Here is a 24,431-nt window from a genome sequence, read left to right on the forward strand (position 1 = left end):
GATGGACCACGACGAACAGGTCGCCCTGCTGGCCACCCCGCCGGACGCGCGGGATGTCTCGGCGGAACTGGCCGCACCGCCCCGGCGCAAGCTGCCCTGGCTGTCGCTCGTCCTCGCTGGCGGGGTGATCGCCACCGGGGCCTTCGCGGGCGGGGTCTGGTACCAGCAGGGGCAGGGCGGGACGGGGGGCGGTAAGTCCTCCGCTCCCCGTCCCGCTTCGGCTGCCGCTCCGGCGGCGGGTGGCGGGTACGGGCAGGGCGGCGGTGGGCGCCGAGGTGGGCAGGGTGGCCAGGGGCAAGGTGGTCAGGGTCAGGGTCAGGGCGGTGCTCAGGGCGGCTTCACGCGCGGCACGGTCAAGGCCGTCGACGGCACGACCGTGTACCTGACCGACGCCAGCGGCAACACGGTCAAGGTGACGACCGGGGATTCGACCAAGGTCCAGCTCAACAAGGAGGGCAAGGTCGCCGACCTCCAGCCCGGCCAGAGCGTGACCGTCGTCGGGACGCCGGATTCCAGCGGCGGGTACGCCGCCAGCCAGCTCGTCGAAGGGGCTGCCGGTGCTGGTGGCTTCGGCGGCGGCGGCTTCGGCGGTGGTTCGCCCCGAAAGCCGTCCGGCGGCTGACCCGGAACCGTCGGACACCCCGCGAGGCCCTCGCCCTGGTTGGGCGGGGGCCTTCGCGCGTTCAGTCACCGTCGTCGGGGCGTTGCATCTTGAGGGTGGCGATGACGCCGAGGGCGACGGTGGTGATGGCGAGGGCGAGGAGGGCGGCGTCATCGTGCGCACCACGCCCCTCGAGTTCGCCTCGTTCCTCCAGGGCGCGAAGTCCGGCGAGTTCGACCACCTGATCGCCAACGCCTAGCGAATCGTTCCGGCGGCCTCTTGCTCCCCGCAAGAGGCCGCCGTTGGTTGATCACCGACGTGTGGGCGCGCTGCCTGGACGCCCGCCACGGGGCGGGCAACGGCCGGTAGGGGTGGGTCTGGGCCCACCCCAGGTGTGGGGCCAGACCGGTGTCGGGCCGCCCGACGCCTCCGTAGATTCGTTCTCACCACGACACGGAGGACAGAACAATGGCTATCACCGAGACGGCGAACCTCGGCAACTCCCGTACCGACGAGGCGTTCTCGGCCGCGAAGAAGTGCATCACGCTCTTCGGCGCGATCGGCGTGATCACCCTCGCGACCGTCGCCGTGATGGCCTTCACCGGGCACGCGACCACCCCGTTCATGTGGGTCCGCGGCATCCTCTTCCCCGCCCTCGCCCCGGTGCTCCTCCGCATCACCGCCCGCGCCGCCGGCGGCGACTACAAGGCCCTCGACCGCATCCGGACCCTCTCCACCGTGATGCCGATCGCCGTCCTCGGCGTCGACCTCATCCCCGGCATCTGCCCTACCTGGTACGCCGTCCTCCAGGGCCTCTCCGCCCTCGCCATCCTCCCCATCGCCATCCTCACCCGCACCAAGGCCGTCACCACCGCCGTCCCCAAGTCGTAACCCCCCTGTCCCGTACGGGAACCCGGCCTACACTCCCCGCCATGACAGCCATGGAGTCAGTGATCCGCACGGCGGCCCCGGCCGACCTCGGGGCAGTCGCCTCGATCTACACCCACTACGTCCGTCACACCGTGGTCACCTTCGACGAGGCCTCTCCGTCCCCGGCCACCTGGCAACAGCGGCTGGACGACCTCACCGCCCAGGGCCTGCCCTTCCTGGTCGCCGAGGTGGACGGCGAAGTCGCCGGCTACGCGTACGCGGCCCCCTGGCGTCCCAAGCCCGCCTACCGGCACACCGCCGAGAACTCCATCTACCTCGCCCCCACCCACACCGGCCGAGGCCTCGGTACCGCCCTCCTCGAAGCCCTGCTGGACGCCTGCACCAAGACCCATATTCGCCAACTGATCGCCGTCATCGCCGACTCCGGCTCCGACGCCTCGGTCACCCTCCACCGCCGCTACGGCTTCACCGAGGCCGGCCGGCTGACGGCCGTTGGCCACAAGCACGGCCGCTGGATCGACACCGTCCTGATGCAACGCGCCATCGGCTGACCGCGCAGGAAGCCGACCTCGCCGACTTCCTGCGCCGCACTGTTGCTGTTACCGGTCGTCGCCGCCCTGCGCGGGTGCGCGGGTGACGGAACCCGGCGTAAAGGCCGACTTCTGGAGTGTCAACGATGCGGTGCCGAAGGCATCGACTTCATGCGGGAACGTGAATGATCCTTGGCCGCTTTGTGCGGCCTGCCTAGGGTCCTAGTCACCAGTCCGCAATGAAACGTGGAGGGGAAACGATGAGGCTTACGAGGATCGCGGGCGGCTCCCCGGACTGCCGCAACGACGACTGCCCGACCGTCTACGCCACGGACCGAGGGTCGATCGCGGTTCAGGGTGACATCGTGGAGCGGCAGACGCCCGCGGGCGAGGCAGTGGTGGAGATTCCCGAAGAATTGTTGAGGGAGGCCTTCCGTGCTCTTGGATGGTGACGCCTGGCGCGCCGTCTTCAACTCGTTCGAACACGAGGCATTCCGCCTGGAGACGCGGAGTTCCTACGCCATGCCCGGCGAGGACGAGGAGTTCCGGGAGTTCCTGGACACGGGCGAACTCCACATCCCCGAGGACGACCCGTGGCTCACTCGCGTGCGGAACTATCGTGCGAGCGGCCGAAGGATCGGCCGGGTGCACGTCCTGACCCGACCGCTCTCCGACTACCTGCGCTACGAGTTCGCCGCCTACGCCTACAACGTGAAGGCCGGCGAGGACATTCGGATCCTGGACCTGACCGGTCGGGACAACCCTGGTCTCCCGGACCAGGACTTCTGGATGTTCGACGACATCAAGGTGGTCGACATGAGATACCGGCCGGACGGATCGCAGATCGGGCGGGAACTCCTGGATGATCCGGACCTGGGGCAGTACCGGCGCTGGCGTGATCTGGCGGTGTCCCTCTCGGTCCCCTTCGCGGAGTACGTCGCAGATTGACCCTCGATCCTGGTAGGGCCGGAGAGCAACGCCGAGACCTTGCAGCAGCGCTCAAGGACCTACGGCGCGCCTCCGGTCTTTCCGGTGAACGGCTGGCCGTTCGGTGCGGTATGAGCCAGAGCAAGGTCTCTCGGATCGAGACGGGCAAGGCCCTGCCGACGGTCGTCGATGTGCAGCAGATCGTCAACGCGCTGGGCTTGGACGAGGACCTGGCTGGGGAACTGCTCGCGTTGGCCAGTGTGGCAAACGCCGAGTACGAGGATGTCCGGGCCTCCGTCCGACGTGGACTTCACCTTCGGCAACGCGAATTGGCGACCCTCGAACGCAGCGCCGGGCACATTCGCTACTTCCTACCAGCCATGCCGTGACGCAGGTCTACGAGGGGACCGACACCCCGTCGTCGTCCAGCTCCATGCCCACCGTGGTCGCGCAGATGCTCCAGCACCTGGACGCGGCCGAGGGCATGCGGGTCCTGGAACTCGGCACCGGCACCGGCACCGGCTGGACGGCGGGGTTGCTGTCCAGCCGACTCGGCGCGGAGAACGTGACCACCATCGAGCTGGACCCGGACCTGGCGAGTCGGGCGCGGCACCGGCTGCACGCGGCGGGCCTGCGGCCCACCGTCCTGGTCGGCGACGGTGCCCTCGGCCACCCCGAGGGCGCCCCGTTCGACCGGGTGCACTTCACCGCGGCCGTCCAGCGGCTGCCGTCGGCGATCCTCGAACAGACCGCCCCCGGCGGGATCGTCCTGGTGCCGTACGGCACGGCGTTCTGCAACGGCGCGTTGCTGCGGCTCACCGTGGCCGAGGACGGGCAGTCGGCGAGCGGCCCGTTCGTCGAGGACGTGTCGTTCATGTGGGTGCGCGACCAGCGCCCCGACAGCGGAGAGTTCGGGATCGAGGACGTCCGGTACGGGTCCTCGGGCATCGACCCGGCCGATGTGGCCGAGCAGTCCCACGCCGCCTTCGCCATCGGCCTGCGGATCCCGAACCTGTTCCGACGGAGCGTGTGGGCCGCCTACGACCGGCTCGGCACCGGCCGGGCCGAGATCTGGGACGGGGAGTCGTACGCCCACTGCCGCTTCGCCGACCGGGACGGCCGGCACGCCGTGTCGCAGTCGGGCCCGCGCAACCTGTGGGACGAGGTGACGGCGGCGCACCACTGGTGGGTCCGCAGCGGCAAGCCCGAACTCACCCGGCTCGGCATGACCGTGACCGCGTCCGGCGAACACCGTCCGTGGTTGGACGACCCCGCCAACCTCCTGCCCTGACCCGGCCCGGCCCTGCGCGGGAAGTCGGCCCGGCCGACTTCCCGCTCCGCAACCACCCGGGGCACGGCGACTACCGGCTCATCGGCCCATCCTGCCCCGGTCTCCCCGGTCTCCCTGGCCGGGCCCGGCCAGGGGTAAAATGGGGCGATCCGGCGCCGGCCCCGCCGCTAAACTGCGGTCCCCCGTCGCGAGGGCCGTCGCGAGACCGGCCCGCGCGACGCTCCGCAGCTTCGCCGAGAGGACGGTGCCCGGCCCATGCGTTGGTCCCAGCTGTACGTACCCACCCTTCGGGAGGACCCGGCCGACGCGGAGGCCGTGAGCCACCGGCTGCTGGTGCGCGGGGGGTTCATCCGGCAACTGATGGCCGGGCACTACTCGTTGCTGCCGTTGGCGGTGCGGGTGCGCGCAAGGATCATGGCCATCATCCGCGAGGAGATGGCCGCGATCGGCTCCCAGGAGTTCCTGCTGCCCGCCATGCACCCGGCGGAGATCTGGCAGCGCAGCGGCCGCTGGGAGTCCATCGGCGAGGAGATGTTCCGGCTCAAGGACCGCAAGGGCGCGGACCTGGCGCTCGGGGTGACGCACGAGGAGGTCTTCACCGTGCTGTCGCAGGAGCTGCGCTCGTACCGGGACCTGCCGCAGATGTGGTACCAGTTCCAGACCAAGTTCCGGGACGAGGCCCGCCCCAAGAGCGGGCTGCTGCGGGTGCGCGAGTTCACCATGAAGGACTCGTACAGCTTCGACGTGGACGAGGCCGGCCTGGACCGTTCCTTCCGGCTGCACCGGGCCGCGTACGAGCGGATCTTCGCCCGGCTGGGACTGCCCGCCATCGCCGTCCAGGCCTCCAGCGGGACGATGGGCGGCAGCGAGTCGGTGGAGTTCATGGCCGCCTCGGCGGCCGGCGAGGACCTGGTGGTCCGCTGCCCCGGCTGCGACTACGCGGCGAACAGTGAGAAGGCGACGTCCGCGCTGCCCGCCGTGGCGGACGGCCCGGGCCCGGCGGCCCCCGAGCGGTTCGACACCCCGGAGGCGCGCACCATCGAGGAGTTGGCGCGGCTGCACGGGGTGCCGGCCGAGCGGCAGGTCAAGACGCTGGTGTACGTGGTGGACGGGCAGCTGACCCTGGTCCTGGTCCGCGGTGACCACAGTCTGGTCGAGCAGAAGTTGATCGACACCCTCGCCGCGACCGCCGTCCGCCCGGCCACCACCGACGAGATCCGGGCGGCGCTCGGGGCCTCCCCCGGCAGCCTGGGCGCGGTCGGTGTCCCCGCCGACCTGCCGGTGCTCGCCGACGAGGCACTGCGCGGCCGCACCGACCTGACCACCGGCGCCAACACGGACGGGGTGCACCTGCGCGGGGTGTCCGTCGAACGGGACGTCGCCGTGCGGCGCTGGGCCGACCTGCGGGAGGTCGCCGCGGGGGAGCCCTGCCCGCGCTGCGGGGCGCCGCTGGACGTGGCGGTCACCATCGAGGTGGGCCACATCTTCAAGCTGGGCCGCAAGTACACCGAGACCCTCGGCGTCGCCGTGTCCGGACAGGACGGCGAGCGGGTCGTCCCGGTCATGGGCAGCTACGGGATCGGCGTGGAGCGGGCGTTGGCCGCCGTCGTGGAGACCCACCACGACGACAAGGGCATCGTCTGGCCCGTCGCGGTGGCCCCCTTCGAGGTGGCGGTGGTCGTCCTCGGGACGAAGGACGAGCGCGTGGCCGGGGCCGCCGAGACGCTCTACCGGCAGCTGCGGGCCGAGCGCCTCGACGTGCTGCTGGACGACCGGGACGAACGGCCCGGTGTGAAGTTCCGCGACGTCGAGCTGATCGGCATCCCGTACCGGGTGACGGTCGGCGCCCGCGGGCTGGCCGACGGACTGGTGGAGCTCACCACCCGGGCCACCGGCGAGACCCGGTCCGTCCCGCTGGCGGAGGCGGTCGGGGAGGTCCGCAAGCTGGTCACGGCGGGCGCATAGCGAGCACGCCTCTCTGGTTTCTGACGGAGGAAAAGCTACGTTGCGTTCACTGTTTAGGCAGTGGCTTGGTCGTGTAATAAGCGCATATCGCCGGTTGGGTGGTGGTGAACCATTGCAACGAGTTGGCCGGGAGTGCAGTGGTCCGAACGACCGATCGTTGCAATGGCCTGAAGGTGGCCGCTATCGTGGGCGCACAGACCACGGACCCCGAAGGAGGCCGCGATGCCGGGCGGACGACTCACCCAGCAGGAACGCCAGCAGATCGCGCTGGGGCTGGCCGAGGACCTCGCCTACGCCGAGATCGCCCGGCGGCTCGACCGGCCGACCTCGACCGTCACCCGCGAGGTGATGCGCAACGGCGGCCCCGCCACCTACCGCGCCGACCTCGCCCACCGGGCCACCGGACACCGCGCCCAGCGACGCCGGCAGCCCGTTCCGCCGGGGTCGGGCCCCACCCCGCTGCCGCACGGCCGCGACGTCGAGGCGGTGCGCGCGTACGAGGAGGTGTTCACCACCGTCCTGATGCAGTCCGGCATGGGCCGGATGGCGTCCCGGGTGCTGGCCTGCCTCTACCTCACCGACGCGGGCAGCCTCACCGCCGCCGAACTCGTCGAGCGCCTCCAGGTCAGCCCGGCGACCATCTCCAAGGCGATCGCCTTCCTGGAGAGCCAGGGCATGGTGACCCGGGAGCGCGACGAACGGCGCCGCGAGCGCTACTTCGTGGACGACGACATCTGGTACCGGTCGATGATGGTCAGCGCCCAGGTCACCGCCCAGCTCGTCGACACCACCCGCCAGGGCGTCGGCGTCCTCGGCGCGGGCACCCCGGCGGGCAACCGGCTGGAGAACATCGCCCGCTTCCTGGACTTCGTCTCCGAGTCGATCGCCCGCGCCGCCGAACAGGGCCGCGAGGTGCTCCACGCCAGGCCGGAGGAGCCGGAAGCGGAAGAGGCCGAGGGCACCGACTGACGCGCGACGCGGTGCACGGAAAGTCGGCCGGTCCGACGTCCCGTGCACCTGTCGCTCGGTGATCCGTCGCTCGGTGATCCGTCGCTCAGTACCCGACGGTCAGTGCCCGTCGCTCAGTACCAGGCGCTCAGGGGACGACGTTCAGTACCCGACGGCCTCCCGCAGCAGCAGCACGACGCCCCGGGAGAAGCGGGTCGGCGCGTTGAGCACCAGCAGCTGGTTGACGGCGCTGGGCTGGCCGTAGGCGGCCCGGGAGCGGGTGTCCTCCAGCGGGAGCACGTACTCCTCCAGCCGACGCAGCGCGGTGGGCAGGTCGGGGACCACCTTCTGGGCGCCGACGACCCAGATCGCCGTACCGGCGCCGCCGGCGCTGCCCGGCAGCTGGCTGCCGCTGGCCGAGGCGATCACCAGGGAGCCGGTCTCGGTGACGGCGGCGACGCTGCCCACGGCCACGTCGGGGGCGGCGAGCAGGCGCCGGATGCCGTCGGCCTCGGTGGTCCGGTCCATCGCCATCACCCGGGACTTGACGGAGCGGTGGTCGGCGTCGTCGTTGAGGTCCTCGTCGATGCCGGACAGCCGGAGGGTCTCGCTGGCCGCGGTGAACACCGTGGCGCCGGCCGGGACGAGCTCCCGGACCCGGGCCCGCGCGTCGGCGGCGGTGTCGAGGAGTTCGACGGTGAAGCCGCGCGCCGCCAGCGCGGCGACCGCCCGTTCCAGGCGCTCCGCGTCCGCCGGGGCGCCGAACCCGGCGTCGGCCGGGGCCGCGCTCCCGGCGCTGCGCGGGGCCGAGCCGCCCAGCGGGCTGGTGTCGAGGTACCGCACCTCGTAGACCCGCTCGGCGAACCGCCAGCCGTCCGTCGTGCGCTGGTAACGGTCATGGTAGATGGCGTAGTTGAGGCCCTCGCGGCCGTCCAGGAGCCGGACCAGCTCGTGCATGTGGGCGCGTCCGGTCGCGGTGTCGCCGTTGATCCGGATCGAGCCGGGGTGGGTGTTCTGCACGAAGAAGTCCCAGCGGTCCTGGAGCGCCTGGAGCCCGGTGCGGATCTGCTCCGGGCCGACCAGTTCGATCGGGACGTCGGGCATCCGCAGCACGCCGTCCGGGGTGAACAGTTCGGCGAGGCGGGCGCCGTCGCGCATCATCACCGCGTCGGTGAACTCGCTCTGCAGGGCCTGGATCCCGACCAGGTCGGCGGTGGTCTGGAAGTCGTTCACGGGTGGGTCCTCCGTACCGTTCGGTGCCGTCTGCCGGGTACGACAGCGCGGCCCGCCGGAATGTGAGGTGCGGGGGCGGATGTCACATTCCGGCCCGCTGTCCGGTCGTAAGGGGTGGAGGCGACCCCGGGAGGCGGACGATGGACGACGACGACCTGAGCGTGATCATGAGCGAGCGGCGCCAACTGACCAATGTGGCCTACCGGATGCTCGGCTCACTGGCCGACGCCGAGGACGTCGTGCAGGAGACCTACACCCGTTGGTACGCGATGCCCCCGGAGCAGCGGGACGCCGTGGCCTCGCCCGGCGGCTGGCTGACCACGGTCGCCAGCCGGATCTGCCTCAACCAGCTCGGCTCCGCCAGGGCCCGGCGGGAGCGCTACGTGGGCGAGTGGCTCCCCGAGCCGCTGCCCGAGCACCGGGACGGGGCCGACGGCGCGGCGGCGGACCCGGCGGACCGGATCACCCTCGACGAGTCGGTCAACATGGCCTTCCTCGTCGTCCTGGAGTCCATGACGCCGGCCGAGCGCGTGGCGTTCATCCTCCACGACGTCTTCCAGTACCCGTTCGCCGAGGTGGCCGCGGTCGTCGGCCGTTCGGCGGCGGCCTGCCGCCAGCTGGCCTCCTCGGCCCGCCGCCGGATCCGCACGGCCCAGGCCCCGGCGACGCCGACCGGTGTGCAGGCCGGGATCGTCCGGGAGTTCAAGCGGGCCTGGGAGGCGAAGGACGTCAGGTCGCTGATGGACCTCCTCGACCCCGGCGCCACCGTGATCGCCGACGGCGGCGGCCTGGCCGGAGCCCTGCTGGAGCCGCTCACGGGCAGTGAGTGGATCGCCCGCGCCTACGCCGGCTCCACCCGGCTCACGGCCGGCCGGACGCTGCGGGAGTGCACCGTCAGCGGCCTGCCCGGATTGGTCGTCGAGCAGGACGGCGTCACCGACACGGTGATCGCCTTCCGGATCGTCGAGGGGCTGATCACCCACATCTGGGTGGTGCGCAACCCGGAGAAGCTGCGCCCGTGGAACGGCGGGTGACGCAGGTCACGGCCGGGGTTGTCACAGGCGGCCCGGCCGCCCTGTCCCAGAGGGCAGTACGGCGGACCGGAGCCGAGAACGAACCCGAGACACCGAACCAAGCCGAGACAACGGAGGAGCACCCGATGGAAGCCCGACTGAACGCCTTCGCCAGCCCCGTCATGGGCAAGGTCTTCAAGCACCTCATCGCCGCGCACCAGCCGATCGCGGACTCGACGCTGCCCTACGCCACCCAGGAGCTGGTGCGGCTGCGGGCCAGCCAGATCAACGGTTGCGGCTTCTGCGTCGACATGCACTTCAAGGACGCCGTGCACGCCGGGGAGGAGGCGACCCGGCTGAACCTGGTGGCCGCCTGGCGCGAGGCCACCGTCTTCACCGACGCCGAGCGGGCCGCCCTGGAGCTGGCCGAGCAGGGCAGTCGGCTGGCCGACGGGGGCGGGGTGACGGACGAGGCCTGGGCGAACGCGGCCAAGTACTACGACGAGGAGCAACTCGCCGCGCTGGTCTGCGTGATCGCGCTGATCAACGCGTTCAACCGCGGCAACGTCATGATCCGCCAGCCCGCCGGTGACTACCGGCCGGGCCAGTTCGCCCACTGAACCGACGGAGCGGCGGGAGATACGGCTGACGAGGCGGTCGGGGAGCGTGGCCCCCGGCCGCCTGGTCGTTCCCGTACCGTCGGCCCGCACACCCGTACGTACACCGCAACGCACACCCGGGCGCACACCCGCCCGCACACCGGTGCGCACACCACCGAGCCCCACCCCTCGGGGCTTGTCGGCAAAAAACCGACCGTTAAGGTGTTAATCCAACATTCATCCATGCCGCGTAGCCTCCGGGGGCTAGCCTCATGCTGAACGTCATCGTCCGACCGGGAGGCGAAACCCCCGTGCAAGGCACTGTCACCACACCGGGCGGCCCCGCCGTGGCCGGGGGCCAGGGCGAGGCGTTCCTCCTCGTCGTCGACGACGAGCCGAACATCCGCGAACTGCTCGCCGCCTCACTGCGGTTCTCCGGCTTCCGGGTGGCCTCCGCCGCCAGCGGCACCGAGGCGCTGGACCTGATCGCCGTCGAGCGGCCCGACCTCGTGGTCCTCGACGTGATGCTGCCCGACCTCGACGGCTTCACCGTCGTCGAGAAGCTGCGCGAGCGCACCAGCCGGGGCCAGATCGCCGGCCCCGCGCACGGACACCCCGGCGACCACCTGCCGGTGCTGTTCCTCACCGCCAAGGACGGCGTCGGCGACAAGGTCCAGGGCCTGGCCGCGGGCGCGGACGACTACGTCACCAAGCCGTTCAGCCTGGAGGAGCTGATCGCCCGGATCCGGGCGATCCTGCGCCGGGCCGGCGGGCCCGCCGAGGACGGCCGCCTGGTGGTGGCCGACCTCAGCCTGGACCCGATCGCCCACGAGGTCACCCGGGCCGGGACCCCCGTCGCGCTCTCCCCGACCGAGTTCAAGCTGCTCCACTACCTGATGGCGAACGTCGGCCGGGTGGTCTCCAAGGCGCAGATCCTCGACCACGTCTGGGCCTACGACTTCGGCGGCGACCTCTCCATCGTCGAGTCCTACATCTCCTACCTGCGCCGCAAGCTCGACTCCGGCCCCGCGCACGGCCCGAAGCTGATCCACACCGTGCGCGGCATCGGCTACGCGCTGCGCCGCCCCCCGCAGGGCTGACCGGACCGGCCCGGCACGTGTTCACCCGCTTCACCTCCCGGCTGTCGCTGCGCGCCCGGCTCCTGGTCCTGGCGCTCGTGCTGGTGACCACCGGGCTCGCGGTCAGCGACACCTTCGTGCTGGGCGCCGTACGGGCCCAGCTGGTCGAGCAACTGGACGAGCAACTCCAGCGCTACGGCGTGCCGTTGTCGCGCAAGGCGCCGATGCAGGTGAACCCGCCCGGCACCGGCAAACCGGTCGTCGCCGGGCGCCGGATCAGCCTGCCCAGCCAGTACCTGGTGCAGTGGCTGTCCGCGGACGGCAAGGTCCAGACGTCGCTGCGCCAGCCCGTCTCGGACAGCGATCCGGCACCCCAACTGGGCGGCCTGGACCCGACCCAGACCGCCCCCGACACCCCCTTCGACCTGCCCGACCAGCGCGGCCACCACAGCTGGCGGGTCCTGGTGCTGCCGATCCAGGCCCCGCGCACGCCGACCCCCGGACTCGGCGCGTTCACCTCGCCCGTCACCAACCCGACCTACGTCATGGTCGCCGTCTCCCGCGAGGACGTCGACACCACCACCGGCCGGCTCGGCACCTCCTTCCTGGCGATCGGCGGCGGCGTCCTGCTGCTGATCGCCGCGCTCGGCTTCTTCGCCGTCCGGGCCGGACTGCGGCCGCTGCGGCGGATCGAGGAGGGCGCCGCCCGGATCGCCGCCGGCGAACTGTCGCACCGGATGCCGGAACTCTCCCCCGGCACCGAGGTCGGACGGCTGTCCGTCGCGCTCAACGGCATGCTCACCCAGATCGAGGCGGCCTTCGCCGCCCGTGCCGAATCCGAGGCCCGGATGCGGCGCTTCGTCGCCGACGCCTCGCACGAACTGCGCACCCCGCTGGCCGGCATCCGCGGCTTCGCCGAGCTGTACCGGATGGGCGCGCTGCCCACCGAGGGCGACGTCAAGCGGACCATGACCCGGATCGAGAGCGAAGCCGTCCGGATGGGCACCCTGGTCGAGGACCTCCTGGTGCTCGCCCGGCTCGACGAGGAACGCCCGCTCGACCTCGCCCCGATGGACTTGCGCACCCTCGCCGCCGACGCCCTGCACGACCTCACCGCGCTCGACCCGAGCCGCCCGGTCGCCCTCACCGGCCCCGCGGGCACCGGCGCCCCCGGCGCCGCACCCGTCCTCGGGGACGAGGCGCGGCTGCGGCAGGTGGTCACCAACCTGGTCGGCAACGCCGTCAAGCACACCCCGCCCGGCACCCCGGTCCGGATAGGCGTCGGCGGCGGGCCCGGCGGCATCTGCCTGCTGGAGGTCGCCGACGCCGGCCCGGGCCTCACCGGGGACCAGGCCCAGCGGGTCTTCGACCGCTTCTACCGGGTCGACGCCTCCCGCAGCCGCGACAACGGCGGCGGTGGCGGACTCGGCCTCGCCATCGCCACCGCCCTCACCCGCGCCCACGGCGGCACCCTCACCCTGGACACCGCCCCCGGCGCCGGTGCCACCTTCCGGGTCGAACTGCCCACGATTGGCAACCGGGTTTCCTGAACCTTTGTCGACTCGTCAATTCCGCTGCGAACCAAGCAATTCCGAAGGCCCGTTCACTGCCGGAAGTCGGCATGGAGCGTCAAGAATCCGTGTGCCTATGATCAGCGCTGTCGGCGCGTCAGGAGATGCCCGCACAAAGGTCTCCGCCTTCCTTTTCGACCCGAAAGGGGTCCTTGTGAAACTCCGCCGTACGCTGGTCTCGGCCGCCCTCGTCGCCGCCGTGATCCCGCCCGCAGCCGTGCTCTCCGCGGCACCCGCCTTCGCGGAGTCGGCTCCGGCGGCGCAGACCCGGAACGACACCGGCTCGATCGCCGACCTGGAGAAGGCCGCAGCCGACGCGGCCAAGGCGTACCAGAAGGCCAAGGCCGACCAGGCCGACATCGCCGCCAAGCTCGAAGCCTTCGACCCGGAGCCCTACCTCACCAAGCTCCGCGAGGCCCAAGCCGCCGCCAAGCAGGCCACCGAGGCCCGGACCGCCGCCGAGGACGATCTCCACAAGGCCATGTCCGTCTACGACAAGGCGTCGGATGCCGAGCGTGAGAAGGCCCGGCAGGACCTGCTGAAGGCGATGGACAGGGCCAACGCAGCCATCGCCGCCGAGAAGCAGGCCAAGCAGGCCGCCGCCGCCGCGGGCACGGCCGCGGACGACGCCAGGGTCGACCTCTTCCGGAAGATCAACACGGCCAACAAGGCGGTCGACGCCGCCCTCGCAGCGAAGAACACCGCGGACAAGGCCCTCGCCGACGCCGAGGCGGGGGCGGAGAAGCCCGCCGAGAAGCCCGCCGAGAAGCCGGCCGAGAAGCCCGCCGACCAGGGCGCCCAGGAGCCCGGCACGGTCACCCCGGTCACGGACACCGCTTCGACCACCGACAAGTCGGCCACGACGCCGACCACTTCGGCACAGCAGACCGTCGCCACCAAGACCACCACCAAGACCACCACCGCGACAGCCGCCACCGCGACCGCCGCCACCACCGGCTCGGCCACCGAACTCGCCGAGACCGGCTCCGACCCGGCCACCCCCTACCTCGCCCTCGGCTCCGCCACCGCCCTCAGCCTCGGCGCCGCCGCCCTCTACGTCTCCCGCCGCAAGGGCGCCCGCCCCACCTCCTGACCCACCCGGTTCGCGCCCGCTCGGGAGGAGGCCGCGAATCCGCCGTACCCCGAACCGCAGGGCAGGCCACTCCCGGCCCGCCCTGCGGTCCTCGTGTTCCCGGGCCTCAAACTCCCCGTTCGGGTGAATCCGCTCCCGTTCACCCACTCGGCCTCTCGGCCGTGTGCGATGGTCCAGGTCTTACCGAGGCAGCGGGAGGTCGTCGTCGTGGACTCTGATCAGAGCCTGTGGGAGGTCTGGAAGGCCTTGGCCATCCCGAAGTACGCACGCGCAGAGATCGATGAGGACTGCATCACGGTTTCGGTCACCGGGGGCCTCCGTCATGCCGAGGTCGCAGGTGGCGTTAGTGAGGCGCTGACGAAGCACCTGTGCGGTAGGGGGTACAAGCCCACGCAAGACCAGTACGTGATCGGCGGGTTGAAGGCGATGAAGCCTGACCTCGCTCCGGTGCCGGACGATACCAAGAAGATCGAACACCCCGAGGGCGTGGGTCTGTTGGCGTCCGGGAATCCCCTGGTTGCTGAGGTTGTGTGGCCCAAGACCGATGACCGTCGAGATCAGGAGCTCAAACCGCGTGCGTACGCCTCCGCGGGCATTCCGGTGTACGTGCTCATCGACGACGATGACCACGGCGGCACCGTGACCGTCTGCTCCCGCCCTGATCGCGAACGACGTGCCTACGCCTCTTCGGCCTGGTTCCCGTACGGCAAGGAGGCCGTGATCCCCGAGGGTCCCGCCAAGGGCTTCGTGATCGGCCCCGGGATCACCGGCGAGCCCCGTGGCTGACCGGGCCGCCGTGTCCTTCAGGCGCGACCTCTCCGAGCGGCGGCTCGCCCTGGTGGCCTGGCGGCTGCTGATCATCCAGGCGGCGGATCCGGCGGTGGGGGCCGGGATGCACGAGCACTCGACGTACCGGGCGCATCCGTGGCGGCGGATCGAGCACACCATCGGCAGCGGGCGGCGGCTGTTCTACCAGGACGCGGACGCGCTGCACCGTGAGGTGGCGCGGTTGAACCGGTCGCACAAGCGGATCCGCGGCACGATGCCGGACGGGCAGCCGTACGACGCGCGGTCCGCGGCGACCAGGGTGTGGGTGCTGCTGACGCTGTTCGAGTGCGTGGTCGCCATGCGGCGGCTCGGCGGGGACGCCTACGACGCCGTGCAACTGGAGTCGGCGTACCGGGAGTTCAGGGAGGCGATCGCCGCTTTCGAGCTGCCGGAGGAGGAACTGCCGGAGACCGCGGCCGACTTGCCGGCCTACTTTGCCCGGTACGCCCGGGAGAAGCTGGAGTTCAACGACGCGGCCCGCTACCTGCTGGACGACATCCTGCGCGAGGCGCCCCGGCCCCGCCGGTTGTGGTTCCTCGGGGACGCCGGCTGGCGGATCACCCGGGCGGTGGTCGCCAGGGCGATCCGCGAGCTGACGGTGGCGGACCTGCCGCCGGTGGTGCGGGAGCGGCTCGGGCTGGTCCGTACCCGTCGGGGCGCGCTGCTGTCCGTGGTGCTGCACCGCGGTGCGGGGGCCGTGGTCCCGCGCCTGCCGGAGCGGATGCGCTACCGCTCCCCGGAGGAGGGGCGGACCCCGCCGCGCCGGCTGCGGCCGGCGCGCCGGGACGCCCGCGGCTCCCGGGTGGACCGGTTCTTCCGGGAGGTGCTGGACCAGACCGGGGACGGCGTCATCACCGTGCACGACCTGCGGGCGATGGCGCACAACGTGTGCTGGCAGCTGGAGTTGGACGAGGCCGCCGAGGCGCGGGTGTACGAGGCCTTCGACGGCTGGTGGGAGCAGCTGCGCGCGGCGATGGACGCCGACGGGAACGGCGAGGTGAGCCGGGAGGAGTTCGTGGCGGCGACGCTGGCGGGCTGTGACCGGGACGAGGCGTACCTGGAGCAGGGGCTGCTGCCCGCGCTGCGGGCGGTGTTCGCCGCGGCGGACGCCGACGGCAGTGGCTTCCTGGAGTTCGACGAGTACCGCGCGGTGTTCGGCGGCCCCCGGGTGCATCCGGCCGAACTTTCCCACGGGTTCCGCCAGTTGGACGTGGACGGGGACGGACGGATCACGGTGGAGGAGTTCGTCGGTGGCTTCACCGAGTTCTTCACCGCCCGGGCCGACTCCACCTCGGGCGCCCAGCTCCTCGGCCGTCCGTAGCCGAGGGCCGCGCCGGGCGCCCCGGTAGCACGCCCCGCTCGCCGTCGCGAGCGGGGCGTGCCGCTGTCAAGCGCCGGTTCGGCCAACTGCGACGGTCCGTGCGCCCCGCGCGTTCGTTGCCCCGTCCCCGGCCGGTCCGCAGACTGTGCGGACCGCCCGCGCTCGTCGTGACGCACCGCACACGGACGTCAACCCACCCCACCTGCGGTTCCCCCGTAAGGATGGTGGATACTGTGCTTGTGAACGTGTTCACGTTCACAAGCGGACAAGCTTGCGCGGTAGTGCAACGGTCTACGGCTATTGATGGAGTTTGTCCGGAACACGCCCTGAGAAGGGCCGGTTGGGAGAGAGGGCGACGTGGAACTGGCAATCGCTCACGAGACGATCGCGCGATGGCAATTCGGAGTCACCACCGTCTACCACTTCCTCTTCGTGCCGCTCACCATCAGCCTGGCCGCCGTCGTGGCCGGGCTGGAGACCGCCTGGGTGCGTACGAACAAGGAGAAGTACTTCCACGCGACCAAGTTCTGGGGAAAGCTCTTCCTCATCAACATCGCGATGGGCGTCGTCACCGGAATCGTGCAGGAATTCCAGTTCGGCATGAACTGGTCCGACTACTCCCGCTTCGTCGGTGACGTCTTCGGCGCCCCGCTCGCGATGGAGGCGCTGATCGCCTTCTTCTTCGAGTCCACCTTCATCGGCCTGTGGATCTTCGGCTGGGACAAGCTGCCGAAGAAGATCCACTGTGCCTGCATGTGGATGGTCTCGCTGGGCACCGTGCTCTCCGCCTACTTCATCCTGGCCGCCAACTCCTGGATGCAGCACCCGGTCGGCTACTCGATCGACCCGGCCACCGGCAAGGCGCAGCTCACCGACATCGCCAAGGTGCTGTTCCAGAACACCACCCTGACCGTGGTCTTCCACACCCTGACCGCGGCCTTCCTCACCGGCGCCGCCTTCATGGTCGGCATCGCCTCCTTCCACCTCTGGAAGGCCAAGCGCAGGCCCGAGACCGCCGACCCCAAGAAGACCGCCGTGATGCGCACCTCGCTGCGGCTCGGCCTGGTGATCGCGGTGATCTTCGGCGCTGGCACCGCGCTCAGCGGCGACACCCTCGGCAAGGTCATGTTCGAGCAGCAGCCGATGAAGATGGCCGCCGCCGAGGCGCTGTGGGACACCCAGGCCCCCGCGCCGTTCTCGATCTTCGCGGTCGGCGACGTCAGCAAGGGACACAACTCGGTCGAGCTGGAGATCCCCGGAATACTCTCCTTCCTCGCCCACAGCGACTTCAGCTCGTCCGTCCCCGGCATCAACGACACCGCGGCCGCCGAGGCCGCCGCCCACGGCGGCAACCCCAAGGACTACATCCCGAGCGTCTTCGTGACCTATTGGGGCTTCCGCTTCATGATCGGCTTCGGGATGACCTCCTTCGTCGCCGCCCTGATCGGCCTCTGGACCACCCGCCGCAAGTTCCTGCTGCACCCAGACTTCCGCACCGGCGAGACCGAGGTGCCCCGGCTGATGCTCACCCCGAAGCGGGAGATGGGCCCGCTGCTCACCAAGTGGAGCTGGCGGATCGGCATCCTCACCATGGGCTTCCCGCTGATCGCCAACAGCTTCGGCTGGATCTTCACCGAGATGGGCCGCCAGCCCTGGGCCGTCTTCGGCCTGATGACCACCGCCAGCGCCGTCTCGCCGAACGTGGGCATCGGCACCCAGATCGGCGCCCTGGCCACCTTCACCACGCTGTACGCGATCCTCGCCGTCGTCGAGGTCCGGCTGCTGGTCAAGTACGCCAAGGCCGGTCCGGTGGTGACCGAGCGGCCCCCGGCCAAGGACCCCTCGCTGCGCGGCCCGTCCGCGGACGAGGACGCCGACAAGCCGCTCGCCTTCGCGTACTGACCAGTCTGACCAGTACTGACCGGTACTGACCCACGGAAAGGAGACCAAGGGTCATGCAACTCCACGACGTCTGGTTCGTGCTGATCGCGGTCCTGTGGATCGGCTACTTCTTCCTGGAGGGCTTCGACTTCGGGATCGGCATCCTCACCAAGCCGCTCGCCCGGAACACCGCCGAGCGCCGGGTTCTGATCAACACCATCGGCCCGGTCTGGGACGGCAACGAGGTCTGGCTGCTCACCGCCGGCGGCGCCACCTTCGCCGCCTTCCCGGACTGGTACGCGACCCTCTTCAGCGGCTTCTACATCCCGCTGCTGGTCATCCTGGTCTGCCTGATCGTCCGCGGCGTGGCCTTCGAGTACCGGGCCAAGCGGGACGGCGCCCGCTGGCAGCGCAACTGGGAGGAGGCCATCTTCTGGACCTCCCTGCTGCCGGCCTTCCTGTGGGGCGTGGCCTTCGCCAACATCGTCCGCGGCGTGGACATCGACGCCCGGAAGAACTACGTCGGCGGCCTCGCCGACCTGCTCAACCCGTACGCGCTGCTCGGCGGCCTGGTGACGCTCACCCTGTTCACCTTCCACGGCGCGGTGTTCGCGGCGCTCAAGACCGTCGGCGAGATCCGCGAACGGGCCCGCCGGGCCGCCCTCCAGGCCGGTCTGGCCACCGCCGTCCTGGCCCTCGTCTTCCTGGTCTGGACCCAGGCGGACAGCGGCAACGGCCGCAGCCTGGCCGCCCTGGTGATCGCGGTGCTGGCCCTGGCCGGCGCCCTGGTGGCCAACCAACTCGGCCGCGAGGGCTGGGCGTTCGTCCTCTCCGGGGCGACCATCGTGGCCGCGGTCGCGATGCTCTTCCTGGCGCTCTTCCCGAACGTCATGCCGTCCACGCTCAACCCGGACTGGAGCCTGACCGTCACCAACGCGGCCTCCTCGCCGTACACGCTCAAGCTGATGACCGTCGTGGCCGCCGTGTTCACCCCGCTGGTGCTGCTCTACCAGGGCTGGACGTACTGGGTGTTCCGCAAGCGGATCGGGGTGCAGCACATCCCCGGGCCCGCCGCCGGCCACCAGCCCGCCGCGCCCGTCGACCAGGCCTGACGCCGTGAAGCCGGTCGACCCCCGACTCCTCGGACACGCCCGGACCACCCGGGCCTTCCTCGCCGGATCCGTCCTGCTCGGCGGGGCGGGCGCGGCCCTGGTGGTCGCCCAGGCGAGCCTGATCGCCGAGATCGTGGTCCGCGCCTTCCAGCGCGGCGCCGGACTCGGCGAACTGACCACCCCGCTGGTGCTGCTCGCCCTGACCGCCGTCGGACGCGGGCTGGTCGGCTGGCTCACCGAACTCACCGCGCACCGGTCCGTCGCCCGGGTGAAGTCCACCCTGCGGCGCCGGCTGCTCGACCACGCCACCGCGCTCGGCCCGTCCTACCTGGCGGGCCGGCGCACCGGCGAACTCACCACCCTCGCCACCCGCGGCATCGACGCCCTCGACGACTACTTCGCCCGCTACCTGCCGCAACTCGCCCTCGCCGTGGTCGTCCCGGTGATCGTGCTGCTGCGGATCGTCGGCGCCGACTTCACCTCCGCCGCGATCATCGCCGGGACGCTGCCGCTCATCCCGCTGTTCATGGTGCTGATCGGGATGGCCACCCAGGCCCGGATGGACCGGCAGTGGAACACCCTCTCCCGGCTCTCCCACCACTTCCTGGACGTCGTCGCCGGCCTGCCCACCCTCAAGGTGTTCAACCGGGCCCGCACCCAGGCCGCCACCATCGCCCGGATCACCGCCGACTACCGCAAGGCCACCCTGCGCACCCTGCGGATCGCCTTCATCTCCTCCTTCGCGCTGGAGCTGCTCTCCACCCTGTCCGTCGCCCTGGTCGCGGTCACCGTCGGCTTCCGGCTGGTCGACGGCTCCCTCGACCTGGAGACCGGGCTGCTGATCCTGATCCTGGCCCCCGAGGTGTACTTCCCGATCCGCCAGGTCGGCGCGCTGTACCACTCCAGCGTCGAGGGCCTCACCGCCGCCGACGAGATCTTCCAGGTGCTGGAGACCCCGCTGCCCGCCGCGGGGACGCTCCTGGCCCCCGACCTCACCGGCGCAGTGATCACCGCCGAGGGCCTGACCGTACGCCACCCCGGCCGCGTCCGGCCCGCCCTGGACGGCTCCGCGCTCACCCTGCGCCCCGGCTCCAGCACCGCCCTCACCGGCCCGAGCGGGGCCGGCAAGTCCACCCTGCTGTCCGTCCTGCTCGGCCTCACCGCCCCCGATGCGGGCAGCGTGCGGATCACCGCCGCCGACGGGCGCACCCACGACCTCGCCGAGCTCGAACCGGACAGCTGGCGGCGGCAGATCGCCTGGGTGCCCCAGCACCCCCACCTGTTCGCCGGGACGATCCGCGACAACCTGCGGCTCCACCGGCCGGACGCCACCGACGACCGGCTGTGGACGGCGCTCCGGGCCGCCCACGCGCTCGACTTCGTCACCGACCTGGACGCCGAACTCGGCGAGGACGGTGCCGGGCTCTCCGCCGGCCAGCGCCAGCGGCTCGCCCTGGCCCGGGTGCTGCTCGCCGACGACCGGCCGCTGGTGCTGCTGGACGAGCCCACCGCCAACCTGGACGGAGACTCCGAGGCGGCCGTGGTGGCCGCCGTCCGCACCCTCGCCGAGGACCCGGCGCGCACCGTGTTGGTGGTCGCCCACCGGCCGGCGCTGCTGGCGGTCGCGGAGCAACGGGTCAGGCTGGCGGGGGCCTCCGCCGGGGCCGGCACGCCGGGCCCGGTCGCGGCGCTCGCCCACAGCGGCAAGCCCACCGCCGCCCCCGCCGTGCCCGAGGATCCGGAGGCCGAGGCCGCCACCCCCCGGCTGGCCCTGTCCGTGTTGCTCGGCGCGCTCGCCCTCGGCAGTGCCGTCGCCCTGATGGCCACCTCCGGCTACCTCATCTCCCGGGCCTCCCAGATGCCCCCGGTGCTCTACCTGATGATGGCCGTCACCTCCGTCCGGGCCTTCGGCATCGGCCGCAGCGTCTTCCGCTACGCCGAGCGGCTGGTCTCCCACGACGCGGTGCTGCGCACCCTCGGCACCCTGCGGGCCGCCGTGTACCGTCGGCTGACCGTGCTCGCCCCGGCCGGGCTGCCCGCCTTCCGGCGCGGCGACCTGCTCTCCCGGCTGGTCGCCGACGTCGACGCGATCCAGGACCACCACCTGCGCTGGCGGCTGCCCGCCGCCGTCGCCGCCGTGGTCTCCGTCGCCTCGGCCGTCGCGATGGCCGTCTTCCTGCCCGCCGCCGGGTTGGTGCTCGGCCTCGGACTGCTGCTCGCGGGGGTGCTGGTGCCCGCGCTCGCCGCCCGCTGGTCGGCCGGTGCCGAGCGACGCCAGGCCCCCGCCCGGGGACGCCTCGCCACCTCCGTGGTGGACGCCCTCAGCGGCACCGCCGAGCTCACCGTGGCCGGCGCGCTGCCCGGCCGACTGGCCGCCGTCCGCAGCGCCGACGCCGCGCTCACCGGCCTGGCCGCCCGCTCGGCCGCCACCACCGCGCTCGGCACCGGGCTGATCGCGCTGCTCACCGGGCTGACCGTGGCCGGCGCGGCCGCCGTCGGCATCCAGGGGGTGCGCGACGGCGCGCTCGCCCCGGTCTGCCTGGCCGTCGTGGTGCTGACCCCGCTGGCCGCCTTCGAGGCCGTCACCGGGATGCCGCTCGCCGTCCAGGCCCGCCAGCGCAGCCGCGCCGCCCGGGCCCGGCTGGACGAGGTGCTGACCGCCCCCGCCCCGGTGGCGGAGCCCGCCGAGCCGGCCGAGCTGCCCGTGCAGCCGCTGCCCGTCGCGGTGCGCGGGCTGACCGTACGGCACCCCGGGCAGGCCGCGGACGCGCTCGACGGGGTCGACCTCGACCTCGCGCCCGGCCGCCGGATCGCCGTGGTCGGCCCCTCCGGCTCCGGCAAGACCACCCTCGCCCAGGCCCTGCTGCGCTTCCTGGAGCCCGGCGCGGGGTCCGTCACCTTCGCCGCCGGTCGTCCACAGGCTGTGGACAGTCGGGCGCTGGCGGGCGAGGACGTCCGCCGGGTGATCGGCCTCTGTGCCCAGGACGCCCACGTCTTCGACAGCTCGCTGCGGGAGAACCTGCGCCTCGCCCGCCCCGACGCCGACGAGGACGGCCTGCGCGCCGCCCTCGCCGCCGCCCGCCTGCTGGACTGGACGGACACCCTGCCCGAGGGCCTGGACACCATGGTCGGCGAGCACGGTGCCCGGCTCTCCGGCGGCCAGCGCCAGCGGCTCGCCCTGGCCCGGGCGCTGCTCGCCGACTTCCCGGTGCTGGTCCTGGACGAGCCCGCCGAGCACCTCGACCTGCCCACCGCTGACGCCCTCACCGCCGACCTGCTGGCCGCCACGGCGGGCCGCACCACCGTGCTGATCACCCACCGGCTCGCCGGGCTGGACGACACCACCGTGGACGAGGTGCTGGTGCTGGACGCCGGCCGGGTCGCCGAGCGGGGCCGCTGGTCCGAGCTGGTCGCCGACCCGGACGGGCGGCTGCACGCGCTGTGGCGCCGGGAGCGGGAGGCGGACGGACTCGCGGACGCCGTCCCGGCGCCCGCCGGGCGCTGATGCCGGGCGCTACGGGAGGGCGCTGCGGGCGGGCCCTGATGGCGGCATCGCTCCTTCGGCTGAAAACCGTACAAACTAGGCTTTCTCCATGGACCCCACGCCAGGCCTCCCCGAAGCCGCCCCCGAGCAGACACCCCATCGGGTGCCCGAGATCGCCTCGCTCGGGCTGGACACCCTGGTCACCGAGGTCGCGGAACGCCTGCAGTCCGCCGCCGCGGTCACCGACCGGATGCAGCGGCTGCTGGAGGCGGTGGTCGCCATCGGTGCCGGGCTCGACCTGCACGCCACCCTGCACCGGATCGCCACCGGCGCCGCCGAACTGGTCGACGCCCGGTACGCCGCCCTCGGCGTGATCGCCCCCGGCGGGCACGGCCTGGCCGACTTCATCCACGTCGGCATCGACGACGGCACCGCCGCCGAGATCGGCGACCTGCCCGACGGCCGCGGCATCCTCGGCGCGCTCATCGACCGCCCCGAACCGCTGCGGCTGACCGACCTCGGGGCCGACCCGCGCTCCTCCGGGTTCCCGCCGCACCACCCGCAGATGAGGACCTTCCTGGGCGTGCCGATCCGGGTCCGCGAAGAGGTCTTCGGCAACCTCTACCTCACCGAGAAGAAGGGCGGCGGCGCCTTCACACCCGAGGACGAACAGGTGGTGCACGCGCTCGCCGCGGCCGCCGGCGTGGCCATCGAGAACTCCCGGCTGTACGAGGAGGGGCGCCGCCGCGAACGCTGGATCGCCGGCGCCGCCGCCGTCACCACCGCGCTGCTCTCCACCGAGCAGGCCGAGGGCGCGCTCACCGTCGCCGCCGAACAGGTAAGGGAGTTGGCGGGCGCGGCGCTCGGCATGATCCTGCTGCCCACCGGCACGGTGGGGGAGGGGGACTGCCAGATGAGGGTCGCCCACGCCTCCGGCGAGGCCGCCGAGTTCGTCCGCGGCGAACTGCTGCCCAGGGACAGCTTCGCCGCCCAACTGCTGGAGGGGGACAGCGTCCACCTGGACGACATGTCCGGTGACCCCACCGTGGTGATGCGGCTGGCCCGTAGCTTCGGCCCGTCGATGGCCGTGCCGATGGTCGCCGCCGGGCGGGTGCTCGGCGGTCTCTGCGTCTGGCGCTCGCGCGGCGCCCTGCCGTTCACCGACTCCGAGAAGCAGCTCGCCGAGACCTTCGCCTCCCAGGCCGCCCTCGCCCTGCGGCTCGCCGAGGGCCAGCGCGACCAGCAGCGGCTGGCCGTCTTCCAGGACCGCGACCGGATCGCCCGCGACCTCCACGACCTGGTCATCCAGCGGTTGTTCGCCACCGGGATGATGCTGGAGAGCGCCGCCCGTCGGGCCGTCGTCCCCGAGGTCAGGGTCGGCATCGGCAACGCCGTCGACGAACTGGACGCCACCATCCAGGAGGTCCGCACCACCATCTACGCCCTCCAGCACGACAACCACGGCGACGCCCCCGACACCCTGCGCACCCGCGTCCTGCGCGAGGCGAGCCAGGCCGCCGCCGCCCTCGGCTTCAAGCCCTCGGTCAGCTTCGTCGGGCCGGTCGAGAGCCTCGTCGGGGAGAACACCGGCCGCCAACTCCTCGCCGCACTACGAGAGATGCTCTCCAACACGGCCCGGCACGCGCGCGCCTCCCGGGTCGGCATGGAGATCGACGCGACCATTCGCCTGGACGACGGCGGCCGGCCCGTCGGCGGCGACCCCGAGTCGCTGGACCGGGGCGGCCGACCCGGCGTGCTGCTCACCGTCACCGACGACGGCGTCGGCATCCCGCAGGGCGGGCGGCGCAGCGGACTGCTCAACCTGACCCGGCGCGCCGAGGCCCTCGGCGGCGCGGCCTGGCACGAGAGCGGACCGTACCGGAAGGGGACCAGGGTGCGCTGGACGGCCCGGCTCTAGCCGTTCGTGTACTGGTAGGTGAAAGCTGAACAAGGGAGAACTTCCCGACCAACGGCGCAAGTTGTGAACGTTCTGGGCTTTCGGCGGTTCCGTGTGCACACATAGCTTGTCTCCCGTCTCGGAGGGGACGGCGCTGATCCGTACCA

Annotated in this window: 21 protein-coding genes; 20 read left to right on the forward strand and 1 reads right to left on the reverse strand. The window is 72.1% G+C overall.

Features of this window, described 5'->3' with window-relative positions; genetic code table 11:
- The first annotated feature begins 1 nt into the window (after position 1).
- The 9 genes from ACZ7BZ_RS04430 (at position 2) to ACZ7BZ_RS04470 (ending at position 7,174) form a co-directional block, all read left to right on the forward strand.
- Positions 2-622 (forward strand): hypothetical protein, encoded by a 621-nt coding sequence (locus tag ACZ7BZ_RS04430; protein WP_470357041.1) that lies wholly within the window; start codon positions 2-4, stop codon positions 620-622.
- Between the two features lie 82 nt (positions 623-704).
- The gene (locus tag ACZ7BZ_RS04435; protein ID WP_470357042.1) at positions 705-860 is read left to right on the forward strand and encodes a hypothetical protein; all 156 of its coding nucleotides are present in this window, start codon (positions 705-707) and stop codon (positions 858-860) included.
- Between the two features lie 209 nt (positions 861-1,069).
- Positions 1,070-1,492 carry a hypothetical protein gene (locus ACZ7BZ_RS04440; RefSeq protein WP_470357043.1) on the forward strand — a complete coding sequence of 141 codons (423 nt, stop codon included), beginning with the start codon at positions 1,070-1,072 and terminating at the stop codon, positions 1,490-1,492.
- Between the two features lie 41 nt (positions 1,493-1,533).
- Positions 1,534-2,043 carry a GNAT family N-acetyltransferase gene (locus tag ACZ7BZ_RS04445; protein ID WP_470357044.1) on the forward strand — a complete coding sequence of 170 codons (510 nt, stop codon included), beginning with the start codon at positions 1,534-1,536 and terminating at the stop codon, positions 2,041-2,043.
- Between the two features lie 414 nt (positions 2,044-2,457).
- Positions 2,458-2,970, forward strand: a complete 513-nt coding sequence (locus ACZ7BZ_RS04450) for a DUF6879 family protein (protein ID WP_470357045.1) — start codon at positions 2,458-2,460, stop codon at positions 2,968-2,970.
- Positions 2,967-3,338, forward strand: coding sequence for a helix-turn-helix domain-containing protein (locus tag ACZ7BZ_RS04455; protein WP_470357046.1), 372 nt, complete (start codon positions 2,967-2,969; stop codon positions 3,336-3,338). The genes ACZ7BZ_RS04450 and ACZ7BZ_RS04455 overlap by 4 nt, the downstream gene beginning before the upstream one ends.
- Positions 3,335-4,240: a protein-L-isoaspartate O-methyltransferase family protein gene (locus tag ACZ7BZ_RS04460; protein WP_470357047.1), complete on the forward strand. Its 906-nt coding sequence runs from the start codon at positions 3,335-3,337 to the stop codon at positions 4,238-4,240. Before ACZ7BZ_RS04455 ends, ACZ7BZ_RS04460 begins: the two co-directional genes overlap by 4 nt.
- Positions 4,241-4,495: 255 nt before the next feature.
- Positions 4,496-6,205, forward strand: coding sequence for a proline--tRNA ligase (locus ACZ7BZ_RS04465; protein ID WP_470357048.1), 1,710 nt, complete (start codon positions 4,496-4,498; stop codon positions 6,203-6,205).
- Between the two features lie 222 nt (positions 6,206-6,427).
- Positions 6,428-7,174: a GbsR/MarR family transcriptional regulator gene (locus ACZ7BZ_RS04470; RefSeq protein ID WP_470357049.1), complete on the forward strand. Its 747-nt coding sequence runs from the start codon at positions 6,428-6,430 to the stop codon at positions 7,172-7,174.
- Between the two features lie 141 nt (positions 7,175-7,315).
- On the opposite strand, the gene ACZ7BZ_RS04475 is transcribed toward ACZ7BZ_RS04470, so the two are convergent.
- Entirely contained in the window at positions 7,316-8,386 is a 1,071-nt protein-coding gene (locus tag ACZ7BZ_RS04475) for an LUD domain-containing protein (protein ID WP_470357050.1), read from the reverse strand.
- A 140-nt stretch (positions 8,387-8,526) separates the two neighbouring features.
- On the opposite strand from ACZ7BZ_RS04475, the gene sigJ reads away from it, so the two are divergent.
- The 11 genes from sigJ (at position 8,527) to ACZ7BZ_RS04530 (ending at position 24,285) form a co-directional block, all read left to right on the forward strand.
- Positions 8,527-9,420 carry an RNA polymerase sigma factor SigJ gene (gene sigJ, locus ACZ7BZ_RS04480; RefSeq protein WP_470357051.1) on the forward strand — a complete coding sequence of 298 codons (894 nt, stop codon included), beginning with the start codon at positions 8,527-8,529 and terminating at the stop codon, positions 9,418-9,420.
- 125 nt (positions 9,421-9,545) lie between these two features.
- Positions 9,546-10,019, forward strand: coding sequence for a carboxymuconolactone decarboxylase family protein (locus tag ACZ7BZ_RS04485; protein WP_470357052.1), 474 nt, complete (start codon positions 9,546-9,548; stop codon positions 10,017-10,019).
- Positions 10,020-10,309: 290 nt separating this feature from the next.
- Entirely contained in the window at positions 10,310-11,098 is a 789-nt protein-coding gene (locus tag ACZ7BZ_RS04490) for a response regulator transcription factor (RefSeq protein ID WP_470357053.1), read from the forward strand.
- Between the two features lie 17 nt (positions 11,099-11,115).
- Complete coding sequence (locus tag ACZ7BZ_RS04495; RefSeq protein ID WP_470357054.1) at positions 11,116-12,627, forward strand: sensor histidine kinase; 1,512 nt, start codon at positions 11,116-11,118, stop codon at positions 12,625-12,627.
- Between the two features lie 175 nt (positions 12,628-12,802).
- A complete protein-coding gene (locus tag ACZ7BZ_RS04500; protein ID WP_470357055.1) occupies positions 12,803-13,741 on the forward strand; it encodes an LAETG motif-containing sortase-dependent surface protein in 939 nt (312 codons plus the stop codon).
- A gap of 207 nt (positions 13,742-13,948) precedes the next feature.
- Positions 13,949-14,527 carry a Uma2 family endonuclease gene (locus ACZ7BZ_RS04505; protein ID WP_470357056.1) on the forward strand — a complete coding sequence of 193 codons (579 nt, stop codon included), beginning with the start codon at positions 13,949-13,951 and terminating at the stop codon, positions 14,525-14,527.
- 10 nt (positions 14,528-14,537) lie between these two features.
- On the forward strand, positions 14,538-15,890 hold the full coding sequence (locus tag ACZ7BZ_RS04510; RefSeq protein ID WP_470357057.1) for an oxygenase MpaB family protein: 1,353 nt from the start codon (positions 14,538-14,540) through the stop codon (positions 15,888-15,890).
- A gap of 357 nt (positions 15,891-16,247) precedes the next feature.
- Positions 16,248-17,792 carry a cytochrome ubiquinol oxidase subunit I gene (locus ACZ7BZ_RS04515; RefSeq protein ID WP_470357058.1) on the forward strand — a complete coding sequence of 515 codons (1,545 nt, stop codon included), beginning with the start codon at positions 16,248-16,250 and terminating at the stop codon, positions 17,790-17,792.
- A gap of 53 nt (positions 17,793-17,845) precedes the next feature.
- On the forward strand, positions 17,846-18,883 hold the full coding sequence (gene cydB, locus ACZ7BZ_RS04520; RefSeq protein ID WP_470357059.1) for a cytochrome d ubiquinol oxidase subunit II: 1,038 nt from the start codon (positions 17,846-17,848) through the stop codon (positions 18,881-18,883).
- 4 nt (positions 18,884-18,887) lie between these two features.
- Entirely contained in the window at positions 18,888-22,388 is a 3,501-nt protein-coding gene (gene cydD / locus ACZ7BZ_RS04525) for a thiol reductant ABC exporter subunit CydD (protein WP_470357060.1), read from the forward strand.
- An 88-nt stretch (positions 22,389-22,476) separates the two neighbouring features.
- Positions 22,477-24,285 (forward strand): sensor histidine kinase, encoded by a 1,809-nt coding sequence (locus tag ACZ7BZ_RS04530; protein WP_470357061.1) that lies wholly within the window; start codon positions 22,477-22,479, stop codon positions 24,283-24,285.
- Positions 24,286-24,431 lie beyond the last annotated feature (146 nt).

The organism is Kitasatospora sp. NPDC036934, from assembly GCF_055608425.1.

Coding starts and splice junctions, on each gene's coding strand:
- ACZ7BZ_RS04430 (WP_470357041.1), top strand. CDS start 2: ATGGACCACGACGAACAGGTCGCCCTGCTGGCCACCCCGCCGGACGCG.
- ACZ7BZ_RS04440 (WP_470357043.1), top strand. CDS start 1,070: ATGGCTATCACCGAGACGGCGAACCTCGGCAACTCCCGTACCGACGAG.
- ACZ7BZ_RS04445 (WP_470357044.1), top strand. CDS start 1,534: ATGACAGCCATGGAGTCAGTGATCCGCACGGCGGCCCCGGCCGACCTC.
- ACZ7BZ_RS04465 (WP_470357048.1), top strand. CDS start 4,496: ATGCGTTGGTCCCAGCTGTACGTACCCACCCTTCGGGAGGACCCGGCC.
- ACZ7BZ_RS04470 (WP_470357049.1), top strand. CDS start 6,428: ATGCCGGGCGGACGACTCACCCAGCAGGAACGCCAGCAGATCGCGCTG.
- sigJ (WP_470357051.1), top strand. CDS start 8,527: ATGGACGACGACGACCTGAGCGTGATCATGAGCGAGCGGCGCCAACTG.
- ACZ7BZ_RS04485 (WP_470357052.1), top strand. CDS start 9,546: ATGGAAGCCCGACTGAACGCCTTCGCCAGCCCCGTCATGGGCAAGGTC.
- cydB (WP_470357059.1), top strand. CDS start 17,846: ATGCAACTCCACGACGTCTGGTTCGTGCTGATCGCGGTCCTGTGGATC.
- ACZ7BZ_RS04530 (WP_470357061.1), top strand. CDS start 22,477: ATGGACCCCACGCCAGGCCTCCCCGAAGCCGCCCCCGAGCAGACACCC.